Raw genomic sequence first — 22,087 nt, forward strand, 5'->3', positions numbered from 1 at the left:
GCTACGGCGCGGCCGCGTTCTGCACCAGCCGCCGGTAGAAGCGGATCATGTCGGCATAGTTGGCGACACTGAGCCGCTCGTTGGTGCCGTGAAAGCGCTTCAAGTCCTCCGCCGTGGCGCGCACCGGCGAGAAGCGGAAAATGTTGCTGGTCACATCGAGATAGTTGCGCGAGTCGGTGGCGGCGACCATCAGGCCCGGCGCCACCAGCACATCTGGAAAAATCTCGCGAATGGTGCGGTTCACCATTTGATAGTCCGGCGTCGCGGTCGATGTCATCGGCGGCGGATTGGTGTTGCCCGGCAGCGGCGTCACCTTGATGCGGTCATCGCCGATGAGGGATTTCACCCGCGCGATCACGCTCTCTTCGGTCTCGCCCGGCAGAAGACGGAAATTCACGATCGCCTCGGCGCGGCCCGGCAACACGTTTTCCTTGTTGCCCGCATTGAAGATGGTCAGCGCTGTTGTGGTGCGGATCGTAGCGGCGGTCTGCGCGGTCTTCAGGAGTTGCGCGCGCACCAGCGGCTCGAACAGCCACAGGTTGGACAGCACAAGCTGGCTGCTGAAATCCATCTCCGGCGCCACCGTTTGCAGCGTCTCGCGCATCACACCGCTGACCGACGCGGGAAACGGCCGTTTCTCCAGCCGCGCCAGTGCGGCGCTCAGTTTGCCAATGGCGGTGTCGGGCGGCGGCAGCGAGGAATGACCGGGCGTCGCCGTGGTGGAGAGGGAGAGCGTGACGTAGCCTTTCTCGGCAACGCCGATCAGCGCCACCGGCTTGTCGATGCCCTTGAGAATGCCGTCGGTGATCAGCAGGCCTTCGTCGAACACGAAGTCGAGTTTCACGCCGCGCGACTGCAGCAGCTTCGACATCGCCGCCGCCCCGCGCTTGCCGGAGACTTCCTCGTCATGGCCGAACGCGAAATAGATCGTGCGCTTGGGTTTGAAGCCTTCTTTCGCGAGCTGCTCGGCGGCCTCCAGCATCGAGAACAGGTTGCCCTTGTCGTCCCACGAGCCGCGGCCCCAGATGAAGCCGTCTTTCACCTCGCCGCTGAACGGCGGCACCTGCCAGTCGCCTTCGGTGCCGGGTGCGATCGGCACCACGTCCTGATGCGCCAGCAGTGCGAACGGCGGCGCCTTCGGATCGCTGCCTTCCCAGGTGTAGAGCAGGCTGTAATTGGCGACGACCTCGCGTTTTGCGGCGGCATGGAAGGCCGGGTAGTTTTGCGCGATCAGGCCGTGCAGCGCGCGGAAGGCCTCCGCGCTTTGATCGGCATCGGTCGCGCTGGCGATGGTCTGCAGTTTGACGGCGGCGCCGAGGCGCTGCGCGGCGCCGGTTTCATCGACCGCCGCCGGGGCGACCGGCGCAACCGCGATCTGCCGCGTGGGCTTGCGCCATGTATTCGCCACCAGCACCGCGGCGAGAACAACCGCCGCCACAATCAGCAGCAGGACGAGGTTACGGAGGATGCGGAGTGCGCGGCGCATGATCTGAATCCCCGGGGATCGTCGTCCTTACTTTTTCTTCGCGCGCTCGATGCCTTCGACGATCAGCTTGCGCGCTTCCTCGGCATTGCCCCAGCGCAGCACCTTCACCCACTTCTTGGGTTCGAGATCCTTGTAATGCTCGAAGAAGTGCTGGATCTGCTGCAGCGTGATCTCGGGAAGGTCGCTGTAGTTTGTCACCTTGTCGTAGCGCTGGGTCAGCTTCGAGGTCGGTACCGCGATGATCTTCTCGTCGCCGCCGGCTTCATCTTCCATGAACAGCACGCCGACGGGACGCACCGCGATGACCGCGCCGGGCACGATCGCGCGGGTGTTGGCCACCAGCACATCGCACGGGTCGCCGTCATCGGAGAGGGTGTGCGGGATGAAGCCGTAATTGCCGGGATAACGCATCGCCGTATACAGGAAGCGGTCCACCACCAGCGTGCCGGCGTCCTTGTCCATTTCGTATTTGATCGGTTCGCCGCCGACCGGCACTTCGATGATGACATTGACCTCGTCGGGAGGATTCTTGCCGATGGAAATCGCGTCGATGCGCATGACAGGCCTTGTGGTTGGTCGATCCTGTGCGCTGGTTAGCGAATCGGACGCGGGGCTGGAAGCCCGAAAATACCGGCCAAAGGAATAAGAACTGACGTCAGGCGCGCAAATGCGGATCGCGCCGCGTAATTGGGCCGTCCAAGCGCAAATCAGGCCGTCCAGGCAAAAGCGACCTTGTCCAGCGACTTGCCGCCGAACCGCTCCGACGAGCGCGCGACCATCCGGCCGCCCAGCGTCCGATAGAACTCGACCGCCGGCTCGTTGTCGGAGAGCGCCCAGATCACCATGCTCTTGAGCCCGCTCTGGCCGAGATCGCGCTTGGCGGCGGTGAACAGGCGGCGGCCGAAGCCGAGGCCCTGAAACTCGGGGCGGAGGTAAAGTTCGTAGATCTCGCCCTCGAAATGCAGGCTGCGGGCGCGGTTGCGGCCGTAATTGGCATAGCCGGCGATCTTGTCGCCGAAGCACAAGACGCTGACGCGGCTGCCTTTTCGGATCGCCGAATCCCACCATTGGGGGCCGCGGCGGTTGATCAGCTTTTCGAGTTCGGCGCCGGGGATGATTCCCTGATAGGCGGCGCGCCAAGCCTCGTCATGCGTGGCAGCAACGGCTGACGCATCGGACGCCTTGGCGGGACGAACTTCGATAAGGATCGTGCTCATGATGCAATCAAAGCAACTCGGCGGGCCGCCTTCAAGGTCCATCGTTAATTATCGGTTAATATGTGCGGTTTTTGCATCAGGTTCATACTTACCTGTGCCGAAAGAGGACAGTTGTGCGCTGCATGGCGCTTGGCTTGGCCGCGCGACGCAGGCAATGATCGCCGCAGATGACAAAAAACGCATTGCTCAAGGCCGCTGTGCTGCTTCTGGCAGGTGGTCTTCTGTCGCCGGCACCCGTTTGGGGTGAGTCGAAACTCGGTCCGCAGGGCGGTGAGTCGGGGCCAAACCGCCGTCAGGACTGGCTGGTGCCGACGCAGGACCAGATCACACCTTCGCGAGCGGTGCTGTTTCGCCCGCCCGGCAAGGGGCCGTTCCGGATCGCGGTGATTGCCCACGCCTCGACACAGAACCGGTTGGCGCGGGCGCAGATGCCGCAGCCGGAATATCCCGCGCTTGCCGCCGCGCTGGTCGCCAAAGGGTTCGCGGTGCTCATTCCGCAGCGGCTCGGCCATGGCAAGACCGGCGGGCCTTACCTTGAAGACCAGGAGGGCTGCGACAACGCCGAATATACGATGTCGGCGCGCACCACGGCGGAAGAGATCGCGACCGCGCTGGCGTTCATCCGCGCACAGTCGTTCGCGCGCAAGGATGCCTCCGTCATTGTCGGGCACTCGGCGGGCGGATGGGGTGCGCTGGCGCTGACCGATCGCAGCCCAAAGGATATGTCCGCCATCGTTGTGTTCGCGCCGGGCCGCGGCGGCCGCAAGGATGATCGCGCCAACAGCATCTGCGCGCCGGACAAACTCATCGCCGCCGCGAAGGAGTTCGGCGAAGACGCGCGCGTGCCGGTGACATGGCTGGTGGCGGACAACGATTCGTTCTTTCCGCCGGCGTTTTCAAAACAGATGGCCGATGCGTTCACCGAGGCAGGAGACGGCAAGGTGGCTTTTCAGATTCTTCCGGCCTTCGGCAAGGAAGGCCACTGGCTTGCGGAGGCGGGGGATGAGGCGACGCTCGCGGCACTCATGGCCAATGTGGCGGGGTTGAATGTGCAAGCGTCGCCCGTGCAGGGCGCAAGTGCGAAGAAGAAGTGATGATCGACGAAAGAGGTTGAGTCGCATATACATGTCTATTCTGACATGTATTGAAGCCGATCTGATTGGCTGTTTATGGCAAAAGCAGTTTTTATCACTAAGGTGACACCGAGTTACGACGACCTACCAGAGGTCCGGTATCATTTTCCAAAAACGTATCTCAACTATGCCCGACAAGCGGTTGGAGACTACGTTGTGTATTATGAGCCGCGGCGATCAAGCGCGGATCTTTCGAGTGGCGGCGGTAGGCAGTCATATTTTGGTGTTGCTCGGGTCGAATCAATCATCGAGGATAAGCAGCAGCCGGATCACTATTATGCAATTGTGGGCGACTATTTAGATTTTGATAGGCCGGTCCCATTTGCCGAAGGTGCGCTTTATTACGAAAGCGCATTGCAGAAGGAAGACGGCAGTACCAACAAAGGTGCTTTTGGTCGCGCCGTGCGTCTCGTTCCAGATGATGAATTTGATCGGATTCTGAAAGCTGGATTTGCCCCCGTTTTAGCGGAGCAAACATTTCCAGTAGAAAATCCTAACCTAGGCTTCTCGGAGCAGCCGCAGCCATTTATCCGGCCAATAGTTGAAATGACGGTCTCTCGTCCATTTCGCGAGAGATCGTTTATGCATAATGTCCGCGCGGCATATGCCAATCGGTGTGCAATTACAGGCTTGCGATTGATAAACGGTGGTGGTCGACCCGAAGTCCAAGCGGCGCACATTCAGCCGGTTGCATCAAATGGCCCCGATTCCGTGCGCAACGGCTTGGCACTGTCCGGCACAGTTCATTGGATGTTTGATCGAGGACTTGTTTCGATCAGCGATGACTATCGTATTCTCGTCGCGAAGAACCATGTTCCGGACGATGCGTTGCGTCTGATAAACCGGAGTCGGATGCTAAATCTTCCAACGGATCAAACTTTGCATCCGAATACGCATTTTTTGAAGTTTCACCGCGATAATATCTTCAAAGGAACCTAGTACCTCATTTCGAATCGAGGGCGTACTTAGCTGCGAACCATTCTACAAATTCTCTAGGTGAGTCGTTGGCCTTCCAATAACGGGTAAGTCGCTCCTCGTCGATTCCCGCATCGGCGATAGTTATGCAATAAGTATCATGTAAGTAGCGATCGACAACATTGCGCCACGCCTTGAAAGAGGCTGATCCATTCGTGTTCATAAAAATCCCTCCTCTAGAAAGCTATGTTATCACAAGATGGAATTATTGGGCGTCAACCGACGTTCACTCCCCCATCACCTCCTTCGCCGCGCGCACGCCGCTCTGCTGTGCGCCATGGGCAGTGGTGAAGAAGTCCGGCGAGGTGGCTTCGCCCGCAAAGAAGATACGGCCGTTCACGGGTGCGGCGAGCACAGCGCGCTTGTCGGCATGTCCCGGCAGGGCATGAGAATACGAACCGCGTGCGAACGGATCGCGCGACCAGTGCGACGCGCCGAGCGGAATTAACTTTCCGCGATAGTCCGAGCCGAGCAGGCTGACGATCTCGTCAATGGCGGTTGCCGCCATGGCGCCTTCACCGGCATTCTCCAGTTCGCGCGCATAGCGCCCGCCAAAGAAACCTTCGATGCAGTCGCGGCCGAACGGACGCAGATGATAGGTGCCCATGGCGGTACGCATGGTGGCGCCGCGCAGGTTGCCGTCCGGCGGCAGATCATGGTCGCCGGTGAGTGCGAGCATCACCTTGTCGTCGGCGCCGAGCGGCAGCATCGCCGCGGCATTGACCTTCTCCGGCAACGCCGGATGAAAGCGGATCGCTTCCGACGCGATCAGATCGGTCGGCGCACAGACGATGACCTTGTCCGCCGTCAGCGTGCCTCGTGACGTTTCAATGCGGATGCGCGGCCCGGAATGATCGACCCGCGCGACATTGCAGTTCAATGCGACTTGGCACGGCGCGCCATAGGCGGCGATCAGCGCGCCATAGCCGCGCGGCACGCGCCAGTTGATCTCGGTGTCTTTATAGGCCTCGAAATCCTTCACCGAGACCTGATCCAGCTCGCAGCCGTTGATATAGGTCGAAATCGCGTCGATCATCGGATTCCAGCGGTTGCCGGGTTCGAGGCAGTCGGACGCGACGCTGTCCTGCGCGCGCCTTGCGGCGGCTTCGGTGCGGGTGAAGAATGCATCGAGCGCGGCGAAAAATTCGTCGCGCTCCTTTTGCGGAAACACATCTTTGTAGCTGCGCAGCCGCCAGGGCGGGAGCGAGCGATTGACCTCGAAACCCAGTTGTTCGGCGATGGCGACGAACGGATTCTCGTCGGCGGAATGCAGCCAGCCGCAGCCGAGATCGAACGGGATGCCGTCCCCGACAATCATGGTATGCGCGCGGCCGCCGATGCGATCCCGCGCTTCGAGGATGAGTGTCGAAAGACCGGAATTCTCCAGCGTGCGCGCGGCGGCAAGGCCGGCTGCGCCTGCGCCGACAATCGCAACGTCGATGTGGGAGGGAAGGGACATTCTGGCCAGCCCAAACGAGAATCGTCATGGCCGGGCTTGTCCCGGCCATCCACGCTTTCTCTATCTCGACCTATAAGACGGCAATCTCAAGTGCAAGGTGGCCACCGTCATCGCGACCTAAGGTCCCAAAACGCAGATGGCCGGGACAAGCCCGGCCATGACGTCGTGTATATCCTTTCGCGCCGCCTTAGCTCGCCAGCGCTTCCTTGGTCTTTTCCGCGCGCTTGCGCTCGTTCGGATCGAGGTGGCGCTTGCGCAGGCGGATCGACTTCGGGGTGATTTCCACCAGTTCGTCGTCCTCGATGTAGGACAGCGCCTTTTCCAGCGTCATCTTGATCGGCGGCGTCAGGCGCACCGCTTCGTCCTTCGAGGTGGTGCGGATGTTGGTGAGCTGCTTGCCCTTGAGCACGTTGATCTCGAGATCGTTCTCGCGGGTGTGTTCGCCGACGATCATGCCGCGATAGACCCGCCAGCCCGGCTCGATCATCATCGGGCCGCGGTCTTCGAGCTTGAACATGGCATAGGCAACGGCTTCGCCCTGCTCGTTGGAGATCAGCACGCCGTTACGGCGGCCCTGGATCTCGCCCTTGTAGGGCAGGTAGTCGTGGAACAGGCGGTTCATGATCGCCGTGCCGCGGGTGTCGGTCATCAGTTCGCCCTGATAGCCGATCAGGCCGCGGGTCGGTGCGTAGAACACGAGGCGCAGGCGGTTGCCGCCGGAGGGGCGCATCTCGATCATCTCGGCCTTGCGTTCGCTCATCTTCTGCACGACCACGCCGGAGAATTCCTCGTCGACGTCGATCACGACTTCCTCGATCGGCTCCAGAACCTTGCCGTTCTCGTCCTTGGTGAAGACCACGCGCGGACGCGACACGGACAGCTCAAAGCCTTCGCGGCGCATGTTCTCGATCAGGATCGCGAGCTGCAATTCGCCGCGGCCCGACACTTCCATCGAATCCTTATCGCTGGCTTCGACCACGCGCAGCGCGACATTGCCTTCGGCTTCGCGCATCAGGCGGTCGCGGATCAGGCGGCTGGTCACCTTGTCGCCTTCAGTGCCCGCGAGCGGCGAGTTGTTGACGATGAATGACATCGACACGGTCGGCGGATCGATCGGCTGCGCCTGCAAAGGCGTTTCCACCGACGGATCGCAGAACGTATCGGCGACGGTGCCCTTGGTGAGGCCTGCGATGGCGACAATGTCGCCGGCCTCGGCGATTTCGACCGGCTGACGCTCAAGGCCGCGGAAGGCGAGAATTTTGGTGATGCGGCCGTTTTCGACCAGCTTGCCGTCGCGCGACAGAACCTTCACGGCCTGGTTCGGCTTTACCGAGCCTGATGCAACACGGCCGGTGATGATGCGGCCGAGATAGGGATTGGCTTCGAGAATGGTGCCGAGCAGGCGGAACGGACCTTCCTCCACAACCGGCGGCGCGACATGCTTGATGACGAGGTCGAACAGCGGCTTCATGCCCTTGTCGTTCTCGGTCTCCGAATTGCCCATCCAGCCGTTCTTGCCGGAGCCGTAGAGAATCGGGAAGTCGAGCTGCTCGTCGGTGGCGTCCAGCGCCGCGAACAGGTCGAACACTTCGTTGACGACTTCGGTGACGCGCGCGTCGGGGCGGTCCACCTTGTTGATTGCGACGATCGGCTTGAGGCCGAGCTTGAGCGCCTTGCCGACCACGAATTTAGTTTGCGGCATCGGGCCTTCGGCGGCGTCGACCAGGACGATCACGCCATCGACCATCGAGAGGATGCGCTCGACCTCGCCGCCGAAATCGGCGTGGCCCGGCGTGTCGACGATATTGATGCGGGTGTCTTCCCACTCGACTGAGGTGCATTTGGCGAGAATGGTGATGCCGCGCTCGCGCTCGATGTCGTTCGAGTCCATCGCCCGTTCGACCTGGCGCTGGTTCTCGCGATAGGTGCCGGACTGCTGGAGCAGCTTGTCGACGAGGGTGGTCTTGCCATGGTCGACGTGGGCGATGATGGCGATGTTTCGCAGATTCATGTGTCTCAAGTCTTCCAGCTATGGAGCGCGGTGCCGCAGGGGCGGCTGAGTGCAGGTCCGATGTCGGCGTGCGCGCAAGGCCCAAAAAACGTGGTGCCCGGTCCAAAAGAACCAGGCACACGGGCACTCATTGCGGCGCAATATAGTCAGAACTCGCCGAAAAACAACGGTCTGGACGGCATTTTATCAGCCCATTTTGGCATCAAGGGTAACGGGCCAAAGGGCCGTATCGGCCCTATCCTGCCGTGTCACAACAAGAAGACAGCGGCGCCCACAGGCGGGTTAGCCCTCAACCTTTTCCTTGTCATGCTCCGTTGGATAAACGCCCCGAAGAACCTCTTCGAAATGGGCTTTTACGGCCTCGTTGCAGAGGCAAGAGCGGGCCGCGAGCGCCGTCTCGTTGCGGATCAGGATGGCGCCTCGCCGGGTCTCCAGCACGCCCTCGGCCTTGAAGGTCTGGATCACGCGGCTGGCATAGCTGCGGCCCACGCCCAGCATGGTGGAGAGCTGTTCGTGGGTGAGAGGAACGAGATCCTCGCCGGTGCGCTCGCGCGCCGACAGGATCCATTTCGCCGTGCGCTGCTCGATGGAATGGATCGCGTTGCAGGCGGTGGATTGAAAGACCTGCGCCAGCATGCAGTCGGCATAGCGGGCGAACAGGTAGCGCAGGGTTGCCGACTGGGTTTTCGCGGCGTCGAGCTTGCTCACTCGCAGCCGCACGAATGGTCCGCCGACCTTGATCGTGATGCGCGTATAGGCCGGGAGGAATCCCTGACTGACGATGCCGCCCACCGCGCCTTCGCGGCCCACCAGAATTGTTTCGACATCGCGGCCGTCTTCATTGGCGACAAGAAACGAAACCAGGCTCGGTCCGCACGGGAAATGCACCGTCTCGACGTCATCACCGGGGCTGTAGAGCAGGTCGTCCGCCCTGGCCGAGACGGATTCCAGAAACGGTTCGAGCAGCGCGTAGTCGGACTCGTTCAGGCGCCGCAGCAGGTTGTTGAACGGGCGGCCATCGCTGGCAGCCTTCACAGGTTGTCGCGTCATAAATCCCCCATCGCCGGGACAACATACCGCAGGTTCCTGTGTTCCAGTGTTCAAAAGTGCACAGACGCGAGCGGCATTTGTGTGTTCGGTTCCACCCGGGAACCGGCGTTGCGGCTTTCAGCGCGACATCCGGGGTCTCGGCGGGCGTTTGCTCAACCATCCTCGGGACAATCCATATGACCACCATCGACGCCGGCGAGCCGGCGGCTCATCGCCCTGTTGAACTGCCCGGCGACGTTCTTATCGTCGAGGACGACACGCTGATTGCACTCGATACCAGCGAGACCCTTCTGGGCTTCGGCGTGCCGTCGGTGCGGACGGCGCGCGGCGTCGCCGATGCGCTGGAACTGATTGCCGCGCATGCGCCGGACTTCGTGCTGCTCGATGTCGGGCTGGTCAGGGAAAAGAGTTTCGCCGTCGCCGAAGAACTTGCGCGCCGGAAAATCCCGTTCGTGTTCGTGACCGGGTACTCCGGACCCGCCGCTCTTCCCGCGGCGCTCGCGCACTATCCCGTGATGCGCAAGCCGTATATGCGCGATGAGCTCCTCACGACACTGCGCGGATGGCGATCGGTCTGAGAATCGTCAGGCGACGTGGCTGCGCGGCCGTGCGTTGTTCGATGACATTTCGAGCAGGAACGCCTTGCGGTCCGCGACCGCGTTGTGGAATTGCTCTAGCGCGATGCTGAAAGCGGTGAGCGAGCCTTCCTCGATCGCGCCGTCCTCGAAACAGTGCAGCGTGTCGCGCATGATCTCGTCGGCTTCCGCCTGCATGGCGTCGAGTTCGTCGATCGACGTCGACTTGCGCGAGGCGGTCAGCATTTCCAGCAGCCGCTCACGCAGGTTCGAGTTGGTGACGCGCTCGTCCTTGCGCCAGTAGCTGGCGAACCAGGCGCCCGCCGAGCCGAGCGCGGACAGCACCATCAGGCTTCCCCAGATGTAATCGCTGTAGCGGTCGAGAAAGGTCTTTTCCTCGCCATCGACATAGGCGGCGGCGCCGGGATGCGCGGGGATCGCCGCATCCTTGTCGGTGTCCGGCGTTTCCAGCTTCGCCGTTTGCGGGAATTCGCTCTGGATGGTCTGCCGGACCGAGAACAGTTGCCGGGTCAGCGCGCCCGCAGTGACCTCCGACAGGGATTTTCGCGCCACGATATGATGCGCGAAGGTGATCGTGTCGATCTTGTCGTCGGGTCGCGCCGGCTTCGCGCCGAACGCGCCAGCGGGAATTTCACCGGACTCATAGATTGGATATTTTTGCGCGATGGCGTCCGCCGTCTCCACCGAGAGGAAGGTCGCTTCCTTGCCGCCCTTCGTTGTGGCGGCGATGGCATCGGCGGTGATCTTGCTGTTGAGTGGGCCGACCGCGAGAAATGCATCGAGCTTTTCGTTCTTGACCGCTTCGGCAAAGCCCGTCGTCGTAAACTGGACCACATGCACCTTGTCGGGATCGACGCCGGACTGGGTGAGGATCACCTTGAGCAGGTTGACGTTGGCCTGGGTGCGGCCGATCACGCCGATGCGCTTGCCGCTCAGTTGTTCGATCTTCTTGATCGCGCCTTTCTTGGCGCTGCCGTTCAACGCCCACAGCACCGCGAAGTTCTTGCGAATGCTGGCGATGGCCTGTGCGTCCTTCGGCAGCGGAATATCGCCGCGAACGACCGCGAGGTCGGTGGTGCCGGCATTGAGGCTCGCGGCAGCGGACGATGTTCCGTCGGTGATGATGGGGCGCAGGCGAATGTATCGCCGGTCGCGCGCGAAAATCTGCGCGATCGACTGAATGACCTTGACGTCATCGCTGTAGGGCGGGCCGACCGCGATGCGCAGATGAACCGGACGGTTGAGCCAGTAGGTGGTGCCCACCACGGCAGCGACGGTCGCGAGCACGGCGGCCAGCACACCCAGAATGGCTTTGGCCTTGTGCGGACGTGAGGATCCCGGCGAACGAGGCGCGTCCGCCGCCATCGATCTGGTAAACATGTCGCCAATGCCCATGGATTACCGCGCCTTGTTGGACCGCCTGTTGGACGCGCCTGAATTGGGACCCGCAAGTCCGGTTCAGAAACGTCCAAGAGTACGAGACTATCATACCAGAACATCGGCCTGGCCGCAGGTTCCATGTTGAGCAATGGTTAGCGAGCGCGGCTTTTCCATGGCCCCACGGGACCTGTTGCCGCTGTTATATGTTGGGAAGGCGCAGGATTGGAGGATCGGCATGGTGGAACGGCTCTCGGCGGATGAACGGCGCGCGGCGCTGGCCAAACTCAAGGGCTGGGCGGATGTGCCCGGCCGCGACGCCATCGCGCGGACCTTCATTTTCAAGGATTTCAACGAAGCGTTCGGCTTCATGACCAGGGCGGCACTGGTGGCCGAGAAGAGCGACCATCATCCTGAATGGCGCAACGTCTACAAAACCGTGGAGGTGGTGCTCTCCACCCACGATGCGGGCGGCGTGACCGCGCGCGACATTGCGCTGGCGGAAGCCATGGACCGGATCGCCGGGTAGGGCACTGCCTTGTGTCGAGGGCCGCAGTCCCTACGTAATCTGCGCGGCGCGGATCGCGCGCCGGGTGAGGGAACCTGAGCCATGACCTCCGACGACACCATTCACTTCGAGCGGGCTGAAAAGCTCGCGAAGGATCCCGAGCGGGTGCGCCGGAAATTCTGGGCGAAGCTGAAGCGCTTCGCCGGCAGCCTGCCGTTCACCGAGGATTTGCTCGCCGCTTACTACTGCGCGTTCGACCGCGAGACGCCGCGCCATGTCCAGGCGGCGCTGCTCGGCGCCTTGGCCTATTTCGTGCTGCCGTTCGATTTTTTGCCCGACATGCTGCCGGTGCTTGGCTTCACCGATGACGCGGCGGTGCTGGCGACCGCGATCCGCATGGTGGCGAGCCACATCACGCCGGAGCATCGCGCCGCCGCCCACGCTGCGCTGACGCGCGGGCTGGATGAGAACGATAGTCAAACCTAACCCGTCATTGCGAGCGAAGCGAAGCAATTCTTAAGATAAGCTGGATTGCTTCGTCGCTTTGCTCCGTCGCAATGACGGCGTGTCTCACATCACGGATGCAGGATCACCTTGCCCATTGCCTTGCGCGCGGCGAGAACATTCAGCGCCTCAGCCGTCTTCTCGAGCGGGAAGGTGCTGTCGACATGCGACGAGATTTTTCCTTCCGCCGCCCACTTCATCAGCTTCTCGAGCGCAGCCTTGCCCGCCGCCGGTTCGCGGCGCATATGAGCGCCCCAGAACACGCCGCGGATGTCGCAGCCCTTGAGCAGCGCAAGGTTGAGCGGAATCTTCGGAATGTCGCCCGCAGCGAATCCGATTACCAGGAAGCGGCCAAGCCATCCGAGCGAGCGCACGCCGATTTCGGCATAGGAGCCGCCGACCGGATCGAACACGATGTCGATGCCCTTTTCGCCGCCGGCTTTCTTCAGCGCTTCCTTGAGGTCTTCCTTGGCGTAGTTGATGGTCAGGTCGGCGCCGTGTTTCTTCGCGAATTCCAGCTTCTCGTCGCTCGACGCGCAGGCGATCACCTTCAGGCCCAGCACCTTGCCGAGTTCGCACGCCGCAAGGCCGACGCCGCCGGCCGCGCCGAACACGACGAGTGTTTCGCCGGGCTTCGGATCGGCGCGATCTTCCAGCGCATGCAGCGCGGTGCCGTAAATCACGATGACGCCGGCGGCGCGGTCGAAATCGAGATTGTCCGGAATCTTCACGCAGGAGCTGGCGGGCAGCGCGATCTTCTGGCGTGCGCCGTTATGGCCGCATGAAGCCGCGATGCGATCGCCGGGCTTGAGATCGGTCACGCCCGCGCCGACGCTCTCCACCACGCCCGCGATTTCGGCGGCGGGAGAAAACGGAAACGGCGGCTTGATCTGGTACTTGCCCTGAATCATCAGCAGGTCGAAGAAATTCAGCGCCGCTGCCTTGATCGCGATCACCACTTCGCCGGGACCCGCGACTGGATCGGGAATGTCGCTCAGGACGAGTTCGTCGGGGCCGCAATATTGCGAGCAGAGAATGGCTTTCATCGGGACACCTTGCGTTCGTAAGACAGGGACTGGCCGACTTCTTGCCGGATTTGATGCGGCCCGACAATCGCAATTGCACGTTCGCCATAAGGCTTGCAGCGTGTAACTATGTTTGAAACACTGCCCGACGAAAGTCGGTTTTCCGATGAGTCGCCCCTATGTCGTGTGGCGCAGCGCGTCACGACGAACATATGCGTCAATGCGCAGCGGGCGTGGGTTAACTTTCCAACAAGCGGTTTGAGGTCTATTGCACCTTTCGTCGCTGCAAGAGCCATCTTCCAGTCACATTATTGAAGGAACCGGTTTTGGTGATGTCCTTTCAACGAGCGATGGTTGTTCTGGTGGCGGCGCTGATGGTAGCCGGCTCTACCGGTGCCGTTCTTGCGCAGACCGCGCAATCCAAGTCTCAGTCATCCAAGGCCGCGAAACCCGCGCCGAAGGCCGCACCGGCCAAGCCCGCGCCTGCGAAGTCTTCAAAAAGCACGGCGCCCGCCAAGCCGGCACCGGCGGCTGCGGGCAATGCGGAGCCGTCGCTGATCGGCCAGTTCGGCACCTGGGGCGCCTATACCGCGACACCGAACGGCAAGAAGGTCTGCTTTGCGCTGGCCAAGCCGTCGTCGTCGAAGACCAATCCGCCGAACCGTCCGCGCGATCCCGCCTATGCCTTTATCTCCACCCGTCCGGCTGAGAAGGTGACGAACGAAGTCTCGATCATGATCGGATACGGCGTAAAGCCGGGCTCCGAAGGGTCTGTCGAAGTCGGAGGCGCGCGGTTTGCGATGTATTCGCAGGGCGACGGGCTCTGGATCAAGAATGCCGCCGAGGAAGACCGGCTGGTGGATGCGCTGCGCAAGGGCGCGGACGCCGTGGTGAAGGGGACCTCCGCCAAGGGCACCGAAACCACCGACGTTTTCCCGCTCAAGGGCCTGTCACAGGCGCTGGACAAGATGGCCCAGGAGTGCCGCCGGTAATCCCGGCCCTGCCGCAAAGACGGTCGCAATTGGCCGATATTACCTCTATATAGCGGGTCACGGGGCCTTAAGGGTTCCGGCGCGGGCGGCCATGCCGCCGCCATTTCCCCGAGACACGTAACGACATGACCATGACCGAAGCGGCAAGCATTCCGGACTCAGGCGTCCTCGAAAAGACCGCGCTTGAAACCTATGTGCCGCCAGCGAAGCCCTCGCTGGTCGGGCTGTCGCGCGCGGAATTGTCGGAGCGGCTCGGCGAGGTCGGCGTGCCGGAAAAGCAGCGCAAGATGCGCGCGCAGCAGCTCTGGCACTGGATGTATGTGCGCGGCGCGCAGACCTTCGCCGACATGACCAATGTGTCGAAGGACATGCGTGCCGAACTCGAAAAACACTTCACCGTGGACCGGCCCGAAGTCGTCACTGAACAGATTTCCAACGACGGCACCCGCAAGTGGCTGCTGCGCCTGCCGGGCGATGGCGTCGGCCGCGCGCATGAAGTCGAGTGCGTCTACATTCCCGAAACCGACCGCGGCACGCTCTGTGTGTCCTCGCAGGTCGGCTGCACGCTCAACTGTTCGTTCTGCCACACCGGCACGCAGCGCTTGGTGCGCAATCTCACCGCGGGCGAGATCGTCGGGCAGATTATGGTGGCGCGCGATCGCCTCAATGACTGGATCGACCGCGAGACGCCGAACGGCAATCGCCTTGTCACCAACATCGTGATGATGGGCATGGGCGAGCCGCTCTACAATTTCGATGCGGTGCGCGATGCGCTCTTGATCGTGTCGGACAATGAAGGCATCGGCATTTCCCGCCGCCGCATCACCCTCTCGACCTCCGGCGTGGTGCCGAACATCGCGCGCACGGGCGACGAGATCGGCGTCATGCTCGCAATCTCGCTGCACGCGGTGCGCGACGAGTTGCGCAACGAGCTGGTGCCGCTGAACCGGAAATATCCGATCAAGGAATTGCTGGACGCCTGCCGCGCGTATCCCGGCTCGTCGAATTCGCGCCGCATCACTTTTGAATATGTGATGCTCAAGGGCGTCAACGACTCGCTCGACGATGCGAGGCTGCTGGTCAAGCTGCTCAAGGGCATTCCGGCCAAGATCAATCTCATTCCGTTCAATCCGTGGCCCGGCAGCAAATACGAGTGCTCGGACTGGGAGCAGATCGAGAAGTTCTCGGAATATGTCTTCAACGCGGGCTATTCGTCGCCTGTGCGCACGCCGCGCGGCCGCGACATTCTCGCCGCCTGCGGACAATTGAAATCCGAGACGGAAAAACTCTCCGCGCGCGAGCGTCAGGCGCTGCGCGCCATGGCGATGACGGATTAACGATGGCCCTGATCGGACGCCTCTTCGCGGTCTTCTTCGGCTTTCTCGCCGCATGCCTTGTCGCCAGCATCGTGGTGCTGTGGGCGATTTTCTTTCCGGAAATGAGCGATGTCTCGCTCGACATCGACCAGGGCGCCATCAACATGGTGCTCGGGTTCGGCTTTGTGCTGGTCTCGGGCTTCGCATTGCTGCCTGCGCTGGTGCTCGCGCTGGTCACCGAAGCCTTTGCGATTCGCCACATCCTCGCCTATGCGGTGATCGGCGGTCTCGCAGGCCTGTTCTGCTATCTCGGCTTCGTTCCGTTCGACACCGTGAACATGACCTTCAACGGCATCGTGCGCCGCCATCTCGAAGTGATGGTCGGCGCGGGGATCCTCGGCGGCGTGGTCTACTGGATGATCGCGGGCCGCAATGCCGGTGCATGGCGCATGCAGCCGCCCGCGCCGCCGCCATTGCCGCGCTGAAGATCATTTCTTCGCCCAGCGCAGCGCCTGCTCGAGGCGGTCGTTGCCCCAGAACATCTCGCCGCTGGCTGTGGTGAATGTCGGCGCGCCGAAAAATCCGCGTGCCTGCGCGTCCGCGGTCTGGTCGCGCAGCTCCGCCTTGATCTCGTCGGCCTGCGCGGCGGCGAATGTCGCGTCCACCGGCACTTTCAGTTTTGTCAGGATGCCGGCGATCACCGCCTGTTCGGAGATCACGCGGTTCTCCGCATACTCGGCATGGAACACGGCGCGGCTGAAATCCTCGCCCCATATGTCCTTCAATCCAACCAGCGCGACACGGCTCGCCAGCACCGCCGATTGCGGAAATACCGCAGGCCACTGGAAGCCGGTGCCGATCTCGTCCGCGCTGCGCTGGACGTCGCGGATCATGTGCTGGCCCTTCACCGGAAACAGGTTGAACGGCGAATCCGTCATGCCTTGGGCGGCGAAAATCGGCCCGAGCAGAAACGGCCGCCACCGCACCGAGACGCCCGCCTCGTCCGCCAGCGGCGCAATCCGCATCGCGGTGAGAAACGAATAGACCGAGGCGAAATCGAACCAGAAATCCAGAACGGGCTTTGGCATGAAACCGGCGATGCTCCCGAAGTCCTGTGACTGTTTCGGGCCACCCTAGCACAGCCTGGCCGGCTTGCCGGAATGCGGCGTGTCGCCACTTTTATTCCCCTGCCGGCTCGGCTAAACCCCCCGCCATGAACCGGACCGGACTTTACATCGCGCTCGCGCTGTCGGTGGTGATCGGATTGCTGTTCGGATTTTTCCCCGAACTCGATCTGAAGCTGTCGTCCTATTTCTACGATGCGGCGACCATGACATTTCCGCTGAAGGAGCGGTTGTGGGCGGCGATCGCGCGCGACGGCGCCATGTGGCTCGCATGGGCGATGGTGATGCCGGCGATCATCGCGTTCACCGTCAAAATGATCCGTCCGGTGAAGCCGCTGATGATGTCCGGCCGCGCCATGGTTTTCCTGATCGTGACCATGCTGCTCACCGCCATCGTGCTCTCGAATGTCGTGTTCAAGGGCTATTGGGGCCGGCCGCGTCCGGTGCTGGTGACGGAATTCAGCGGCAAGCTGGACTTCAAGCCGTGGTGGGATCCGCGCGGCGATTGCCCGAAGAACTGCTCTTTCTTCTCGGGCGAAGGGGCGACCGCGTTCTGGACCTATGCGCCCGCCGCGCTGGCGCCTCCTCAATGGCGGCCGCTCGCCTATGTCGCGGCCACCGCGTTCGGGATCGCCACCGGCGGCCTGCGGATTACCTTCGGCGGCCATTTCTTCACCGACGTGCTGTTCTCGGGCACGATCTCGTTTCTGGTGATCTGGCTGGCCTATGCGATCATCTATCGCTGGCCTTCGACGCGGCTGACCGATGAAGAGGTGGATGCGTGGCTGACGCGGATCGCGTGGCCCGGCTATCGCTGGCGGCAGAAGCTGCTCGGCCGCGATGTCGGGGCTTCTCCGCGCATCAGGCCGGGGGCCGATGTTCCGGCGGATCACCGGGCTCCCGTCCTGCGACCCTAGCGGGCGGCGGCGGGCTTCCCATGGCCCGCCAATCTTTCTATAGAAGCCCAACCGATCCCGGCGAAATGCCAACAAACGCGCCCGCTGGCGCGAGGTTCGTTCGTCGCGCATCCAACCGAATTTTGCCCGAATGGACGTTTGATGACCACGATTCTGAAGAGCCTTCCCAAAGGAGAAAATGTCGGCATCGCTTTCTCGGGCGGGCTCGACACCAGCGCGGCGCTGCTCTGGATGAAGCAGAAGGGCGCGCGCGTCTTTGCCTACACCGCCAATCTCGGCCAGCCGGACGAAGCCGACTACGACGAGATTCCGCGCAAGGCGATGGAGTTCGGCGCCGAGAAGGCGCGCCTCGTCGATTGCCGCAGCCAGCTCGTCCACGAGGGCATCGCCGCGATTCAGTCCGGCGCGTTTCATGTCTCGACCGGCGGCATCGCCTATTTCAACACCACGCCGCTCGGCCGCGCGGTGACCGGCACGATGCTCGTCTCCGCCATGAAGGAAGACGGCGTCAACATCTGGGGCGACGGCTCGACCTACAAGGGCAACGACATCGAGCGGTTCTATCGCTACGGCTTGCTGACCAATCCGGAGCTGCGCATCTACAAGCCCTGGCTCGATCAGCAGTTCATCGACGAACTCGGCGGACGCGCCGAAATGTCGGCGTTCATGACCGCGCACGGTTTCGCCTACAAGATGAGCGCCGAGAAGGCGTATTCGACCGACAGCAATCTGCTCGGCGCCACGCACGAGGCCAAGGATCTCGAACATCTCGACAGCGGCATCAAGATCGTCAATCCGATCATGGGCGTGCCGTTCTGGCGTGATGACTGCGCCGTGAAGGCGGAGACGGTCTCGGTGCGGTTTGAGGAAGGCCAGCCCGTTGCGCTGAACGGCAAGACGTTTGCCGATCCCGTCGCGCTGTTCCTCGAGGCCAATGCCATCGGCGGCCGTCATGGCCTCGGCATGAGCGACCAGATCGAGAACCGCATCATCGAGGCGAAAAGCCGCGGCATCTATGAGGCGCCGGGCATGGCGCTGCTGCACATCGCCTATGAACGCCTCGTCACCGGCATCCACAACGAAGACACCATCGAGCAATACCGCATCAGCGGCATGCGGCTGGGCCGGCTGCTCTATCAGGGCCGCTGGTTCGACTCGCAGGCCCTGATGCTGCGCGAGACCGCGCAGCGCTGGGTGGCGCGCGCGATCACCGGCGAGGTGACGCTGGAGCTTCGCCGCGGCAACGATTACTCGATCCTGAACACGCAGAGCCCGAACCTGACCTATGCGCCGGAGCGGTTGAGCATGGAGAAGGTCGAGGACGCAGCCTTCACGCCGGCCGACCGCATCGGCCAGTTGACCATGCGCAACCTCGATATTTCCGACACCCGCCGCAAGCTGAACCTCTACACCCAGACCGGTTTGCTCTCGGCGGGTGAAGGCTCGCACATTCCGAAGCTCGACAGCGACAAGGGCTGAGGCGCGGATTGCGCTCCCGCCCTGCGTCAGGAATGGGCGGGCGAGAACATGAGCTTTACGAAACTGCGGAAGATCAAAATCTGCCGCTCGAGTCGCCGCGGATCGTTCAGGGTTTTCGACATGATGATTCCGCCGTCGACGATGCACGATATCGTCTCGGCGAGATCGTCGAGGTCAATCGGCTCCTTCGGCGGATAAGCCGCGGCGATCCTTTCAAGGATGGCACGGAAGCGCGCATTCCAGCTTCGGACGGAATCGGCGGTGAGTTCGCGAACCTCGCGGTCGAACAGCCGCTCCTGATAGCAGATGCTCGCAATGAGACAGCCGGGATGGCCGTTCGGCAGGTCAGCCATCAGTTCGGCGAGCAGCTTCAGTGTGATCAGAAACGCCTGAAGCGGATCGTCGGACAATTCGGCGCCGCGCGCGAAGATGTCGTCGAACAGCCGGTCATTGGACTCGACATAACGACGCACCATCTCGCGCGCCAGCGCGTTCTTGTCCTTGAAGTGGTAGAAGAAGCCGCTCTTGGTCAGCCCGGCCTCGACGATCACCTCGTCGATTGAGGTCGCGCCGAAGCCCTTGGCGAGCACGGCGGCTTCCGCGATCTCCAGAATGCGTTCGCGGGTCGCTTCGCCCTTTCCCATGTGCGATCTCCAATCGTCGCCGTTCTGACTGCAACCAAAACTGTACCGCCGGTCTGGTTTTGCCGCGATCGGGCGCCTTCGCCGGTTTCGCGGATGCGATCAAGCGGCTGATTTTGTAGCATTTTGCACGCGCAGATTCAGCCGTACCGCAAGGATTCTAGCCGCCCGCGACATCTTGCGGCACCACTCCGGTCAACCGGGACCGTCGTCTTCCGACGAATGGACCGAACGACTGGAGATTCGAAAATGGCCAAATACCGGAACGATCTGCCGCAGTGCCATGGCGGCACTTTCCTGACCGACGGCGGCATGGAAACGACGCTTATTTTTCACGACGGCGCCGATCTGCCTCACTTCGCCTCGTTCGTATTGATGGAGACTGCGGAAGGCCGCGCGCTGCTGACGAAGTACTATGAATCCTACCTGGCCATCGCGCGACGGCAGGGCGTGGGCTTCGTGCTCGACACGCCGACCTGGCGCGCCAATCCGGACTGGGGCACGAAGCTCGGCTACGACGCTGACGCGCTGAAGGCGATCAATGTCCGCTCGATCGTATTTCTCAAAAGCCTGCGTGCGAAGTGGGAGAGCGCGCAGACGCCCTGCGTCATTAGCGGCGCAATCGGTCCCCGCGGTGATGGCTACAAGGCCGGCAATATGGATGCCGATGAAGCGGAGGCCTATCATGCCGCGCAGATCGCGGCCTTCGCCGAGGCCGGTGCGGACATGACGACGGCATTCACGCTGAACACGATCAACGAGGCTGTCGGCATCGCGCGCGCCGCGCGGATCATCGGCCTGCCATGTGCGATCTCGTTCACGGTGGAAACCGACGGCCGTCTCGTGGGCGGCGCGACGTTGCGCGAGGCGATCGAGACGGTGGACCGCGAAACGCAGAATGCGCCGGTCTATTTCATGATTAACTGCGCATATCCGACGCACTTCGAGCGGGCATTGCAGGCCGGTGAAGGCTGGATGAAGCGCATCCACGGCGTGCGGGCCAATGCGTCGGCGAAGAGCGATGCCGAACTGGACGAGTCCGAAACGCTCGATGCCGGCGATCCGCTCGACCTCGGCCAGCGCTACCGCAGATTGCAGCAAACATTTCCCACGATGCGCATTCTCGGAGGCTGTTGCGGAACCGACCATCGCCACGTTGCGGCGATTTGCGAAGCCTGCGTGCCGCCGCGAGAACTCAGCGCCTGAAGCAGCGCGTCCGAAACAAAAACGGCCGGGACAATTCCCGGCCGTTTTCGTTTCGATGGACGCTCTGCCTCAGCGCGGCGCGGCGTTGGCTTCGCCGCCGTTGAGCAGCGGCGTGATGTTGCGCACCGTGACGCGGCGGTTGCGGCGTTCCGGCCCGTCGGTCGGTACCTTCAGATACTGCTCGCCGTAACCCTGTGAGGTCAGGTTTTCGGCGGGCACGCCGAACTGCTGCGTCAGCAGGGTTGCAGCCGATTCCGCGCGGCGATCCGACAGCGAAAGGTTGTCGACATCGCTGCCGACCGCGTCGGTGTGGCCCTCGATCAGGAACACCGTCTGCGGATTGGCCTGGATGGCGCGGTTGATGCCGTCCGCGATCACCTGCAGCTTCGCGGCCTGGTCCGGCGGGATTTCCCACGAACCGGTTTCAAAGTTGATGGTGTCGAGGTCGATCGACGGCATGCGCTGGCGCACCGACGGGCTGTAGCGGATTTCATCGAGCGAGTAGGGACGTTCGATGCGCTCCACCGGAGGCGCCGTCAGCGTGTCGTAGATCACCTGCGGCGAGGCGTCGTCCGCCTCGACAATGTAGCGGTCCTGCGGGATGCGCAGCACCGGCGGCGGCAGCGACACGAAGTAGCCGCCGATTGCGCCGGCAACCACACCCGCCGCGAGACCGGCGCCGAAGCCCGGTCCGCGCCGCCTGTTGTCGATGATGACCACCTCGCGACCGTCCGGCCCACGGCGGCTGCGGCGCATGAGTCCGCCCCGCTCGTCGTTGATGGTGATGATCTGCGTGCCGTCCGGACGCACGACAACCGTGCGCGTGTCGTTGCCCTGACGATCCACCCGCACATCACGCGCGCCGTAACGGAAGCGGTCGACGTCATTGTGACGCACGAACGACTGTCCGTTCGGGTCGCGCACGATCACGCGGCCCGGTTCGGTGATGATGGTGCGGCCGCCTTCGGTGCGTTCCTGGCGCTGGCCGCGGAAATCATCCAGCCGTCCGACCGGACGCATGCCGGGCTGCACCGGGATCGGCTTTGCCTGCACCGCAGGCGCGGGCGGCAG

Annotated in this window: 23 protein-coding genes; 11 read left to right on the plus strand and 12 right to left on the minus strand. The window is 62.6% G+C overall.

Going from position 1 to position 22,087, the window contains the following annotated elements:
- Position 1: 1 nt before the first annotated feature.
- The 3 genes from HMPREF9696_RS15505 to HMPREF9696_RS15515 all read right to left on the minus strand — a co-directional run bounded on the left by HMPREF9696_RS15505 (position 2) and on the right by HMPREF9696_RS15515 (position 2,703).
- Positions 2 to 1,486 (minus strand): M20 family peptidase, encoded by a 1,485-nt coding sequence (locus HMPREF9696_RS15505; protein ID WP_002713978.1) that lies wholly within the window; start codon positions 1,484 to 1,486, stop codon positions 2 to 4.
- 27 nt (positions 1,487 to 1,513) lie between these two features.
- Positions 1,514 to 2,044 carry an inorganic diphosphatase gene (gene ppa, locus HMPREF9696_RS15510; protein WP_002713979.1) on the minus strand — a complete coding sequence of 177 codons (531 nt, stop codon included), beginning with the start codon at positions 2,042 to 2,044 and terminating at the stop codon, positions 1,514 to 1,516.
- A 149-nt stretch (positions 2,045 to 2,193) separates the two neighbouring features.
- The gene (locus tag HMPREF9696_RS15515; RefSeq protein ID WP_040302092.1) at positions 2,194 to 2,703 is read right to left on the minus strand and encodes a GNAT family N-acetyltransferase; all 510 of its coding nucleotides are present in this window, start codon (positions 2,701 to 2,703) and stop codon (positions 2,194 to 2,196) included.
- Between the two features lie 167 nt (positions 2,704 to 2,870).
- Between HMPREF9696_RS15515 and HMPREF9696_RS15520 the strand changes: the two genes are divergently transcribed.
- Together HMPREF9696_RS15520 and HMPREF9696_RS21340 are read left to right on the plus strand one after the other, a co-directional pair.
- Entirely contained in the window at positions 2,871 to 3,797 is a 927-nt protein-coding gene (locus HMPREF9696_RS15520) for an alpha/beta hydrolase family protein (protein ID WP_002713981.1), read from the plus strand.
- 75 nt (positions 3,798 to 3,872) lie between these two features.
- Positions 3,873 to 4,775 (plus strand): HNH endonuclease, encoded by a 903-nt coding sequence (locus tag HMPREF9696_RS21340; RefSeq protein WP_002713982.1) that lies wholly within the window; start codon positions 3,873 to 3,875, stop codon positions 4,773 to 4,775.
- Positions 4,776 to 4,779: 4 nt separating this feature from the next.
- Here the strand turns inward: HMPREF9696_RS21340 and HMPREF9696_RS21955 are convergent, their stop codons facing one another.
- The 4 genes from HMPREF9696_RS21955 to HMPREF9696_RS15535 form a co-directional block, all read right to left on the minus strand.
- Positions 4,780 to 4,974 (minus strand): hypothetical protein, encoded by a 195-nt coding sequence (locus HMPREF9696_RS21955; protein WP_002713983.1) that lies wholly within the window; start codon positions 4,972 to 4,974, stop codon positions 4,780 to 4,782.
- A gap of 63 nt (positions 4,975 to 5,037) precedes the next feature.
- On the minus strand, positions 5,038 to 6,270 hold the full coding sequence (locus HMPREF9696_RS15525; RefSeq protein ID WP_002713984.1) for a flavin monoamine oxidase family protein: 1,233 nt from the start codon (positions 6,268 to 6,270) through the stop codon (positions 5,038 to 5,040).
- Positions 6,271 to 6,457: 187 nt separating this feature from the next.
- Complete coding sequence (typA, locus tag HMPREF9696_RS15530; protein ID WP_002713985.1) at positions 6,458 to 8,281, minus strand: translational GTPase TypA; 1,824 nt, start codon at positions 8,279 to 8,281, stop codon at positions 6,458 to 6,460.
- 282 nt (positions 8,282 to 8,563) lie between these two features.
- A complete protein-coding gene (locus HMPREF9696_RS15535; RefSeq protein WP_002713986.1) occupies positions 8,564 to 9,331 on the minus strand; it encodes a Crp/Fnr family transcriptional regulator in 768 nt (255 codons plus the stop codon).
- A 176-nt stretch (positions 9,332 to 9,507) separates the two neighbouring features.
- On the opposite strand from HMPREF9696_RS15535, the gene HMPREF9696_RS15540 reads away from it, so the two are divergent.
- Positions 9,508 to 9,909, plus strand: a complete 402-nt coding sequence (locus HMPREF9696_RS15540) for a response regulator (protein ID WP_002713987.1) — start codon at positions 9,508 to 9,510, stop codon at positions 9,907 to 9,909.
- Between the two features lie 6 nt (positions 9,910 to 9,915).
- Here HMPREF9696_RS15540 and HMPREF9696_RS15545 read toward each other — a convergent pair whose 3' ends face one another.
- A complete protein-coding gene (locus HMPREF9696_RS15545) occupies positions 9,916 to 11,322 on the minus strand; it encodes a TAXI family TRAP transporter solute-binding subunit (RefSeq protein WP_002713988.1) in 1,407 nt (468 codons plus the stop codon).
- 220 nt (positions 11,323 to 11,542) lie between these two features.
- On the opposite strand from HMPREF9696_RS15545, the gene HMPREF9696_RS15550 reads away from it, so the two are divergent.
- Positions 11,543 to 11,833: a 4a-hydroxytetrahydrobiopterin dehydratase gene (locus HMPREF9696_RS15550; RefSeq protein ID WP_002713989.1), complete on the plus strand. Its 291-nt coding sequence runs from the start codon at positions 11,543 to 11,545 to the stop codon at positions 11,831 to 11,833.
- Between the two features lie 81 nt (positions 11,834 to 11,914).
- On the plus strand, positions 11,915 to 12,298 hold the full coding sequence (locus HMPREF9696_RS15555) for a YkvA family protein (RefSeq protein ID WP_002713990.1): 384 nt from the start codon (positions 11,915 to 11,917) through the stop codon (positions 12,296 to 12,298).
- 89 nt (positions 12,299 to 12,387) lie between these two features.
- Here HMPREF9696_RS15555 and HMPREF9696_RS15560 read toward each other — a convergent pair whose 3' ends face one another.
- Positions 12,388 to 13,362, minus strand: coding sequence for an NADPH:quinone oxidoreductase family protein (locus HMPREF9696_RS15560; RefSeq protein WP_002713991.1), 975 nt, complete (start codon positions 13,360 to 13,362; stop codon positions 12,388 to 12,390).
- 329 nt (positions 13,363 to 13,691) lie between these two features.
- Here HMPREF9696_RS15560 and HMPREF9696_RS15565 point away from each other — a divergent pair, with 329 nt between their 5' ends.
- The 3 genes from HMPREF9696_RS15565 (at position 13,692) to HMPREF9696_RS15575 (ending at position 16,134) form a co-directional block, all read left to right on the plus strand.
- Positions 13,692 to 14,333, plus strand: a complete 642-nt coding sequence (locus HMPREF9696_RS15565; protein ID WP_040301516.1) for an invasion associated locus B family protein — start codon at positions 13,692 to 13,694, stop codon at positions 14,331 to 14,333.
- 125 nt (positions 14,334 to 14,458) lie between these two features.
- Positions 14,459 to 15,670 (plus strand): dual-specificity RNA methyltransferase RlmN, encoded by a 1,212-nt coding sequence (gene rlmN / locus HMPREF9696_RS15570; RefSeq protein WP_002713993.1) that lies wholly within the window; start codon positions 14,459 to 14,461, stop codon positions 15,668 to 15,670.
- Between the two features lie 2 nt (positions 15,671 to 15,672).
- Entirely contained in the window at positions 15,673 to 16,134 is a 462-nt protein-coding gene (locus HMPREF9696_RS15575; protein WP_002713994.1) for a hypothetical protein, read from the plus strand.
- A 3-nt stretch (positions 16,135 to 16,137) separates the two neighbouring features.
- On the opposite strand, the gene HMPREF9696_RS15580 is transcribed toward HMPREF9696_RS15575, so the two are convergent.
- Complete coding sequence (locus HMPREF9696_RS15580) at positions 16,138 to 16,737, minus strand: 2-hydroxychromene-2-carboxylate isomerase (protein ID WP_002713995.1); 600 nt, start codon at positions 16,735 to 16,737, stop codon at positions 16,138 to 16,140.
- 125 nt (positions 16,738 to 16,862) lie between these two features.
- Between HMPREF9696_RS15580 and HMPREF9696_RS15585 the strand changes: the two genes are divergently transcribed.
- A complete protein-coding gene (locus HMPREF9696_RS15585; RefSeq protein WP_002713996.1) occupies positions 16,863 to 17,690 on the plus strand; it encodes a phosphatase PAP2 family protein in 828 nt (275 codons plus the stop codon).
- A 141-nt stretch (positions 17,691 to 17,831) separates the two neighbouring features.
- Positions 17,832 to 19,169, plus strand: a complete 1,338-nt coding sequence (argG, locus tag HMPREF9696_RS15590; RefSeq protein ID WP_002713997.1) for an argininosuccinate synthase — start codon at positions 17,832 to 17,834, stop codon at positions 19,167 to 19,169.
- Between the two features lie 26 nt (positions 19,170 to 19,195).
- Here argG and HMPREF9696_RS15595 read toward each other — a convergent pair whose 3' ends face one another.
- Positions 19,196 to 19,813 (minus strand): TetR/AcrR family transcriptional regulator, encoded by a 618-nt coding sequence (locus HMPREF9696_RS15595; RefSeq protein WP_002713998.1) that lies wholly within the window; start codon positions 19,811 to 19,813, stop codon positions 19,196 to 19,198.
- Between the two features lie 246 nt (positions 19,814 to 20,059).
- On the opposite strand from HMPREF9696_RS15595, the gene HMPREF9696_RS15600 reads away from it, so the two are divergent.
- Complete coding sequence (locus tag HMPREF9696_RS15600) at positions 20,060 to 21,016, plus strand: homocysteine S-methyltransferase family protein (RefSeq protein ID WP_002713999.1); 957 nt, start codon at positions 20,060 to 20,062, stop codon at positions 21,014 to 21,016.
- A 69-nt stretch (positions 21,017 to 21,085) separates the two neighbouring features.
- On the opposite strand, the gene HMPREF9696_RS15605 is transcribed toward HMPREF9696_RS15600, so the two are convergent.
- Positions 21,086 to 22,036 (minus strand): OmpA family protein, encoded by a 951-nt coding sequence (locus HMPREF9696_RS15605; protein WP_040302097.1) that lies wholly within the window; start codon positions 22,034 to 22,036, stop codon positions 21,086 to 21,088.
- Positions 22,037 to 22,087: the final 51 nt, after the last annotated feature.

The sequence above is a fragment of the Afipia clevelandensis ATCC 49720 genome, assembly GCF_000336555.1.
GTDB classification, from domain to species: domain Bacteria; phylum Pseudomonadota; class Alphaproteobacteria; order Rhizobiales; family Xanthobacteraceae; genus Afipia; species Afipia clevelandensis.

Bases quoted from the DNA above. Each gene is read 5' to 3' on its own strand.
- HMPREF9696_RS21340 (WP_002713982.1), top strand. From the start codon at position 3,873: ATGGCAAAAGCAGTTTTTATCACTAAGGTGACACCGAGTTACGACGAC.
- HMPREF9696_RS15545 (WP_002713988.1), bottom strand. From the start codon at position 11,322: ATGGGCATTGGCGACATGTTTACCAGATCGATGGCGGCGGACGCGCCT.
- HMPREF9696_RS15605 (WP_040302097.1), bottom strand. From the start codon at position 22,036: ATGCGTCCGGTCGGACGGCTGGATGATTTCCGCGGCCAGCGCCAGGAA.
- HMPREF9696_RS15505 (WP_002713978.1), bottom strand. From the start codon at position 1,486: ATGCGCCGCGCACTCCGCATCCTCCGTAACCTCGTCCTGCTGCTGATT.
- HMPREF9696_RS15565 (WP_040301516.1), top strand. From the start codon at position 13,692: ATGGTTGTTCTGGTGGCGGCGCTGATGGTAGCCGGCTCTACCGGTGCC.
- HMPREF9696_RS15575 (WP_002713994.1), top strand. From the start codon at position 15,673: ATGGCCCTGATCGGACGCCTCTTCGCGGTCTTCTTCGGCTTTCTCGCC.
- rlmN (WP_002713993.1), top strand. From the start codon at position 14,459: ATGACCATGACCGAAGCGGCAAGCATTCCGGACTCAGGCGTCCTCGAA.
- HMPREF9696_RS15550 (WP_002713989.1), top strand. From the start codon at position 11,543: ATGGTGGAACGGCTCTCGGCGGATGAACGGCGCGCGGCGCTGGCCAAA.
- HMPREF9696_RS15560 (WP_002713991.1), bottom strand. From the start codon at position 13,362: ATGAAAGCCATTCTCTGCTCGCAATATTGCGGCCCCGACGAACTCGTC.
- HMPREF9696_RS15535 (WP_002713986.1), bottom strand. From the start codon at position 9,331: ATGACGCGACAACCTGTGAAGGCTGCCAGCGATGGCCGCCCGTTCAAC.
- ppa (WP_002713979.1), bottom strand. From the start codon at position 2,044: ATGCGCATCGACGCGATTTCCATCGGCAAGAATCCTCCCGACGAGGTC.
- HMPREF9696_RS21955 (WP_002713983.1), bottom strand. From the start codon at position 4,974: ATGAACACGAATGGATCAGCCTCTTTCAAGGCGTGGCGCAATGTTGTC.
- HMPREF9696_RS15520 (WP_002713981.1), top strand. From the start codon at position 2,871: ATGACAAAAAACGCATTGCTCAAGGCCGCTGTGCTGCTTCTGGCAGGT.
- HMPREF9696_RS15555 (WP_002713990.1), top strand. From the start codon at position 11,915: ATGACCTCCGACGACACCATTCACTTCGAGCGGGCTGAAAAGCTCGCG.
- HMPREF9696_RS15540 (WP_002713987.1), top strand. From the start codon at position 9,508: ATGACCACCATCGACGCCGGCGAGCCGGCGGCTCATCGCCCTGTTGAA.
- typA (WP_002713985.1), bottom strand. From the start codon at position 8,281: ATGAATCTGCGAAACATCGCCATCATCGCCCACGTCGACCATGGCAAG.
- HMPREF9696_RS15585 (WP_002713996.1), top strand. From the start codon at position 16,863: ATGAACCGGACCGGACTTTACATCGCGCTCGCGCTGTCGGTGGTGATC.
- HMPREF9696_RS15600 (WP_002713999.1), top strand. From the start codon at position 20,060: ATGGCCAAATACCGGAACGATCTGCCGCAGTGCCATGGCGGCACTTTC.
- argG (WP_002713997.1), top strand. From the start codon at position 17,832: ATGACCACGATTCTGAAGAGCCTTCCCAAAGGAGAAAATGTCGGCATC.
- HMPREF9696_RS15595 (WP_002713998.1), bottom strand. From the start codon at position 19,813: ATGGGAAAGGGCGAAGCGACCCGCGAACGCATTCTGGAGATCGCGGAA.
- HMPREF9696_RS15580 (WP_002713995.1), bottom strand. From the start codon at position 16,737: ATGCCAAAGCCCGTTCTGGATTTCTGGTTCGATTTCGCCTCGGTCTAT.
- HMPREF9696_RS15515 (WP_040302092.1), bottom strand. From the start codon at position 2,703: ATGAGCACGATCCTTATCGAAGTTCGTCCCGCCAAGGCGTCCGATGCG.
- HMPREF9696_RS15525 (WP_002713984.1), bottom strand. From the start codon at position 6,270: ATGTCCCTTCCCTCCCACATCGACGTTGCGATTGTCGGCGCAGGCGCA.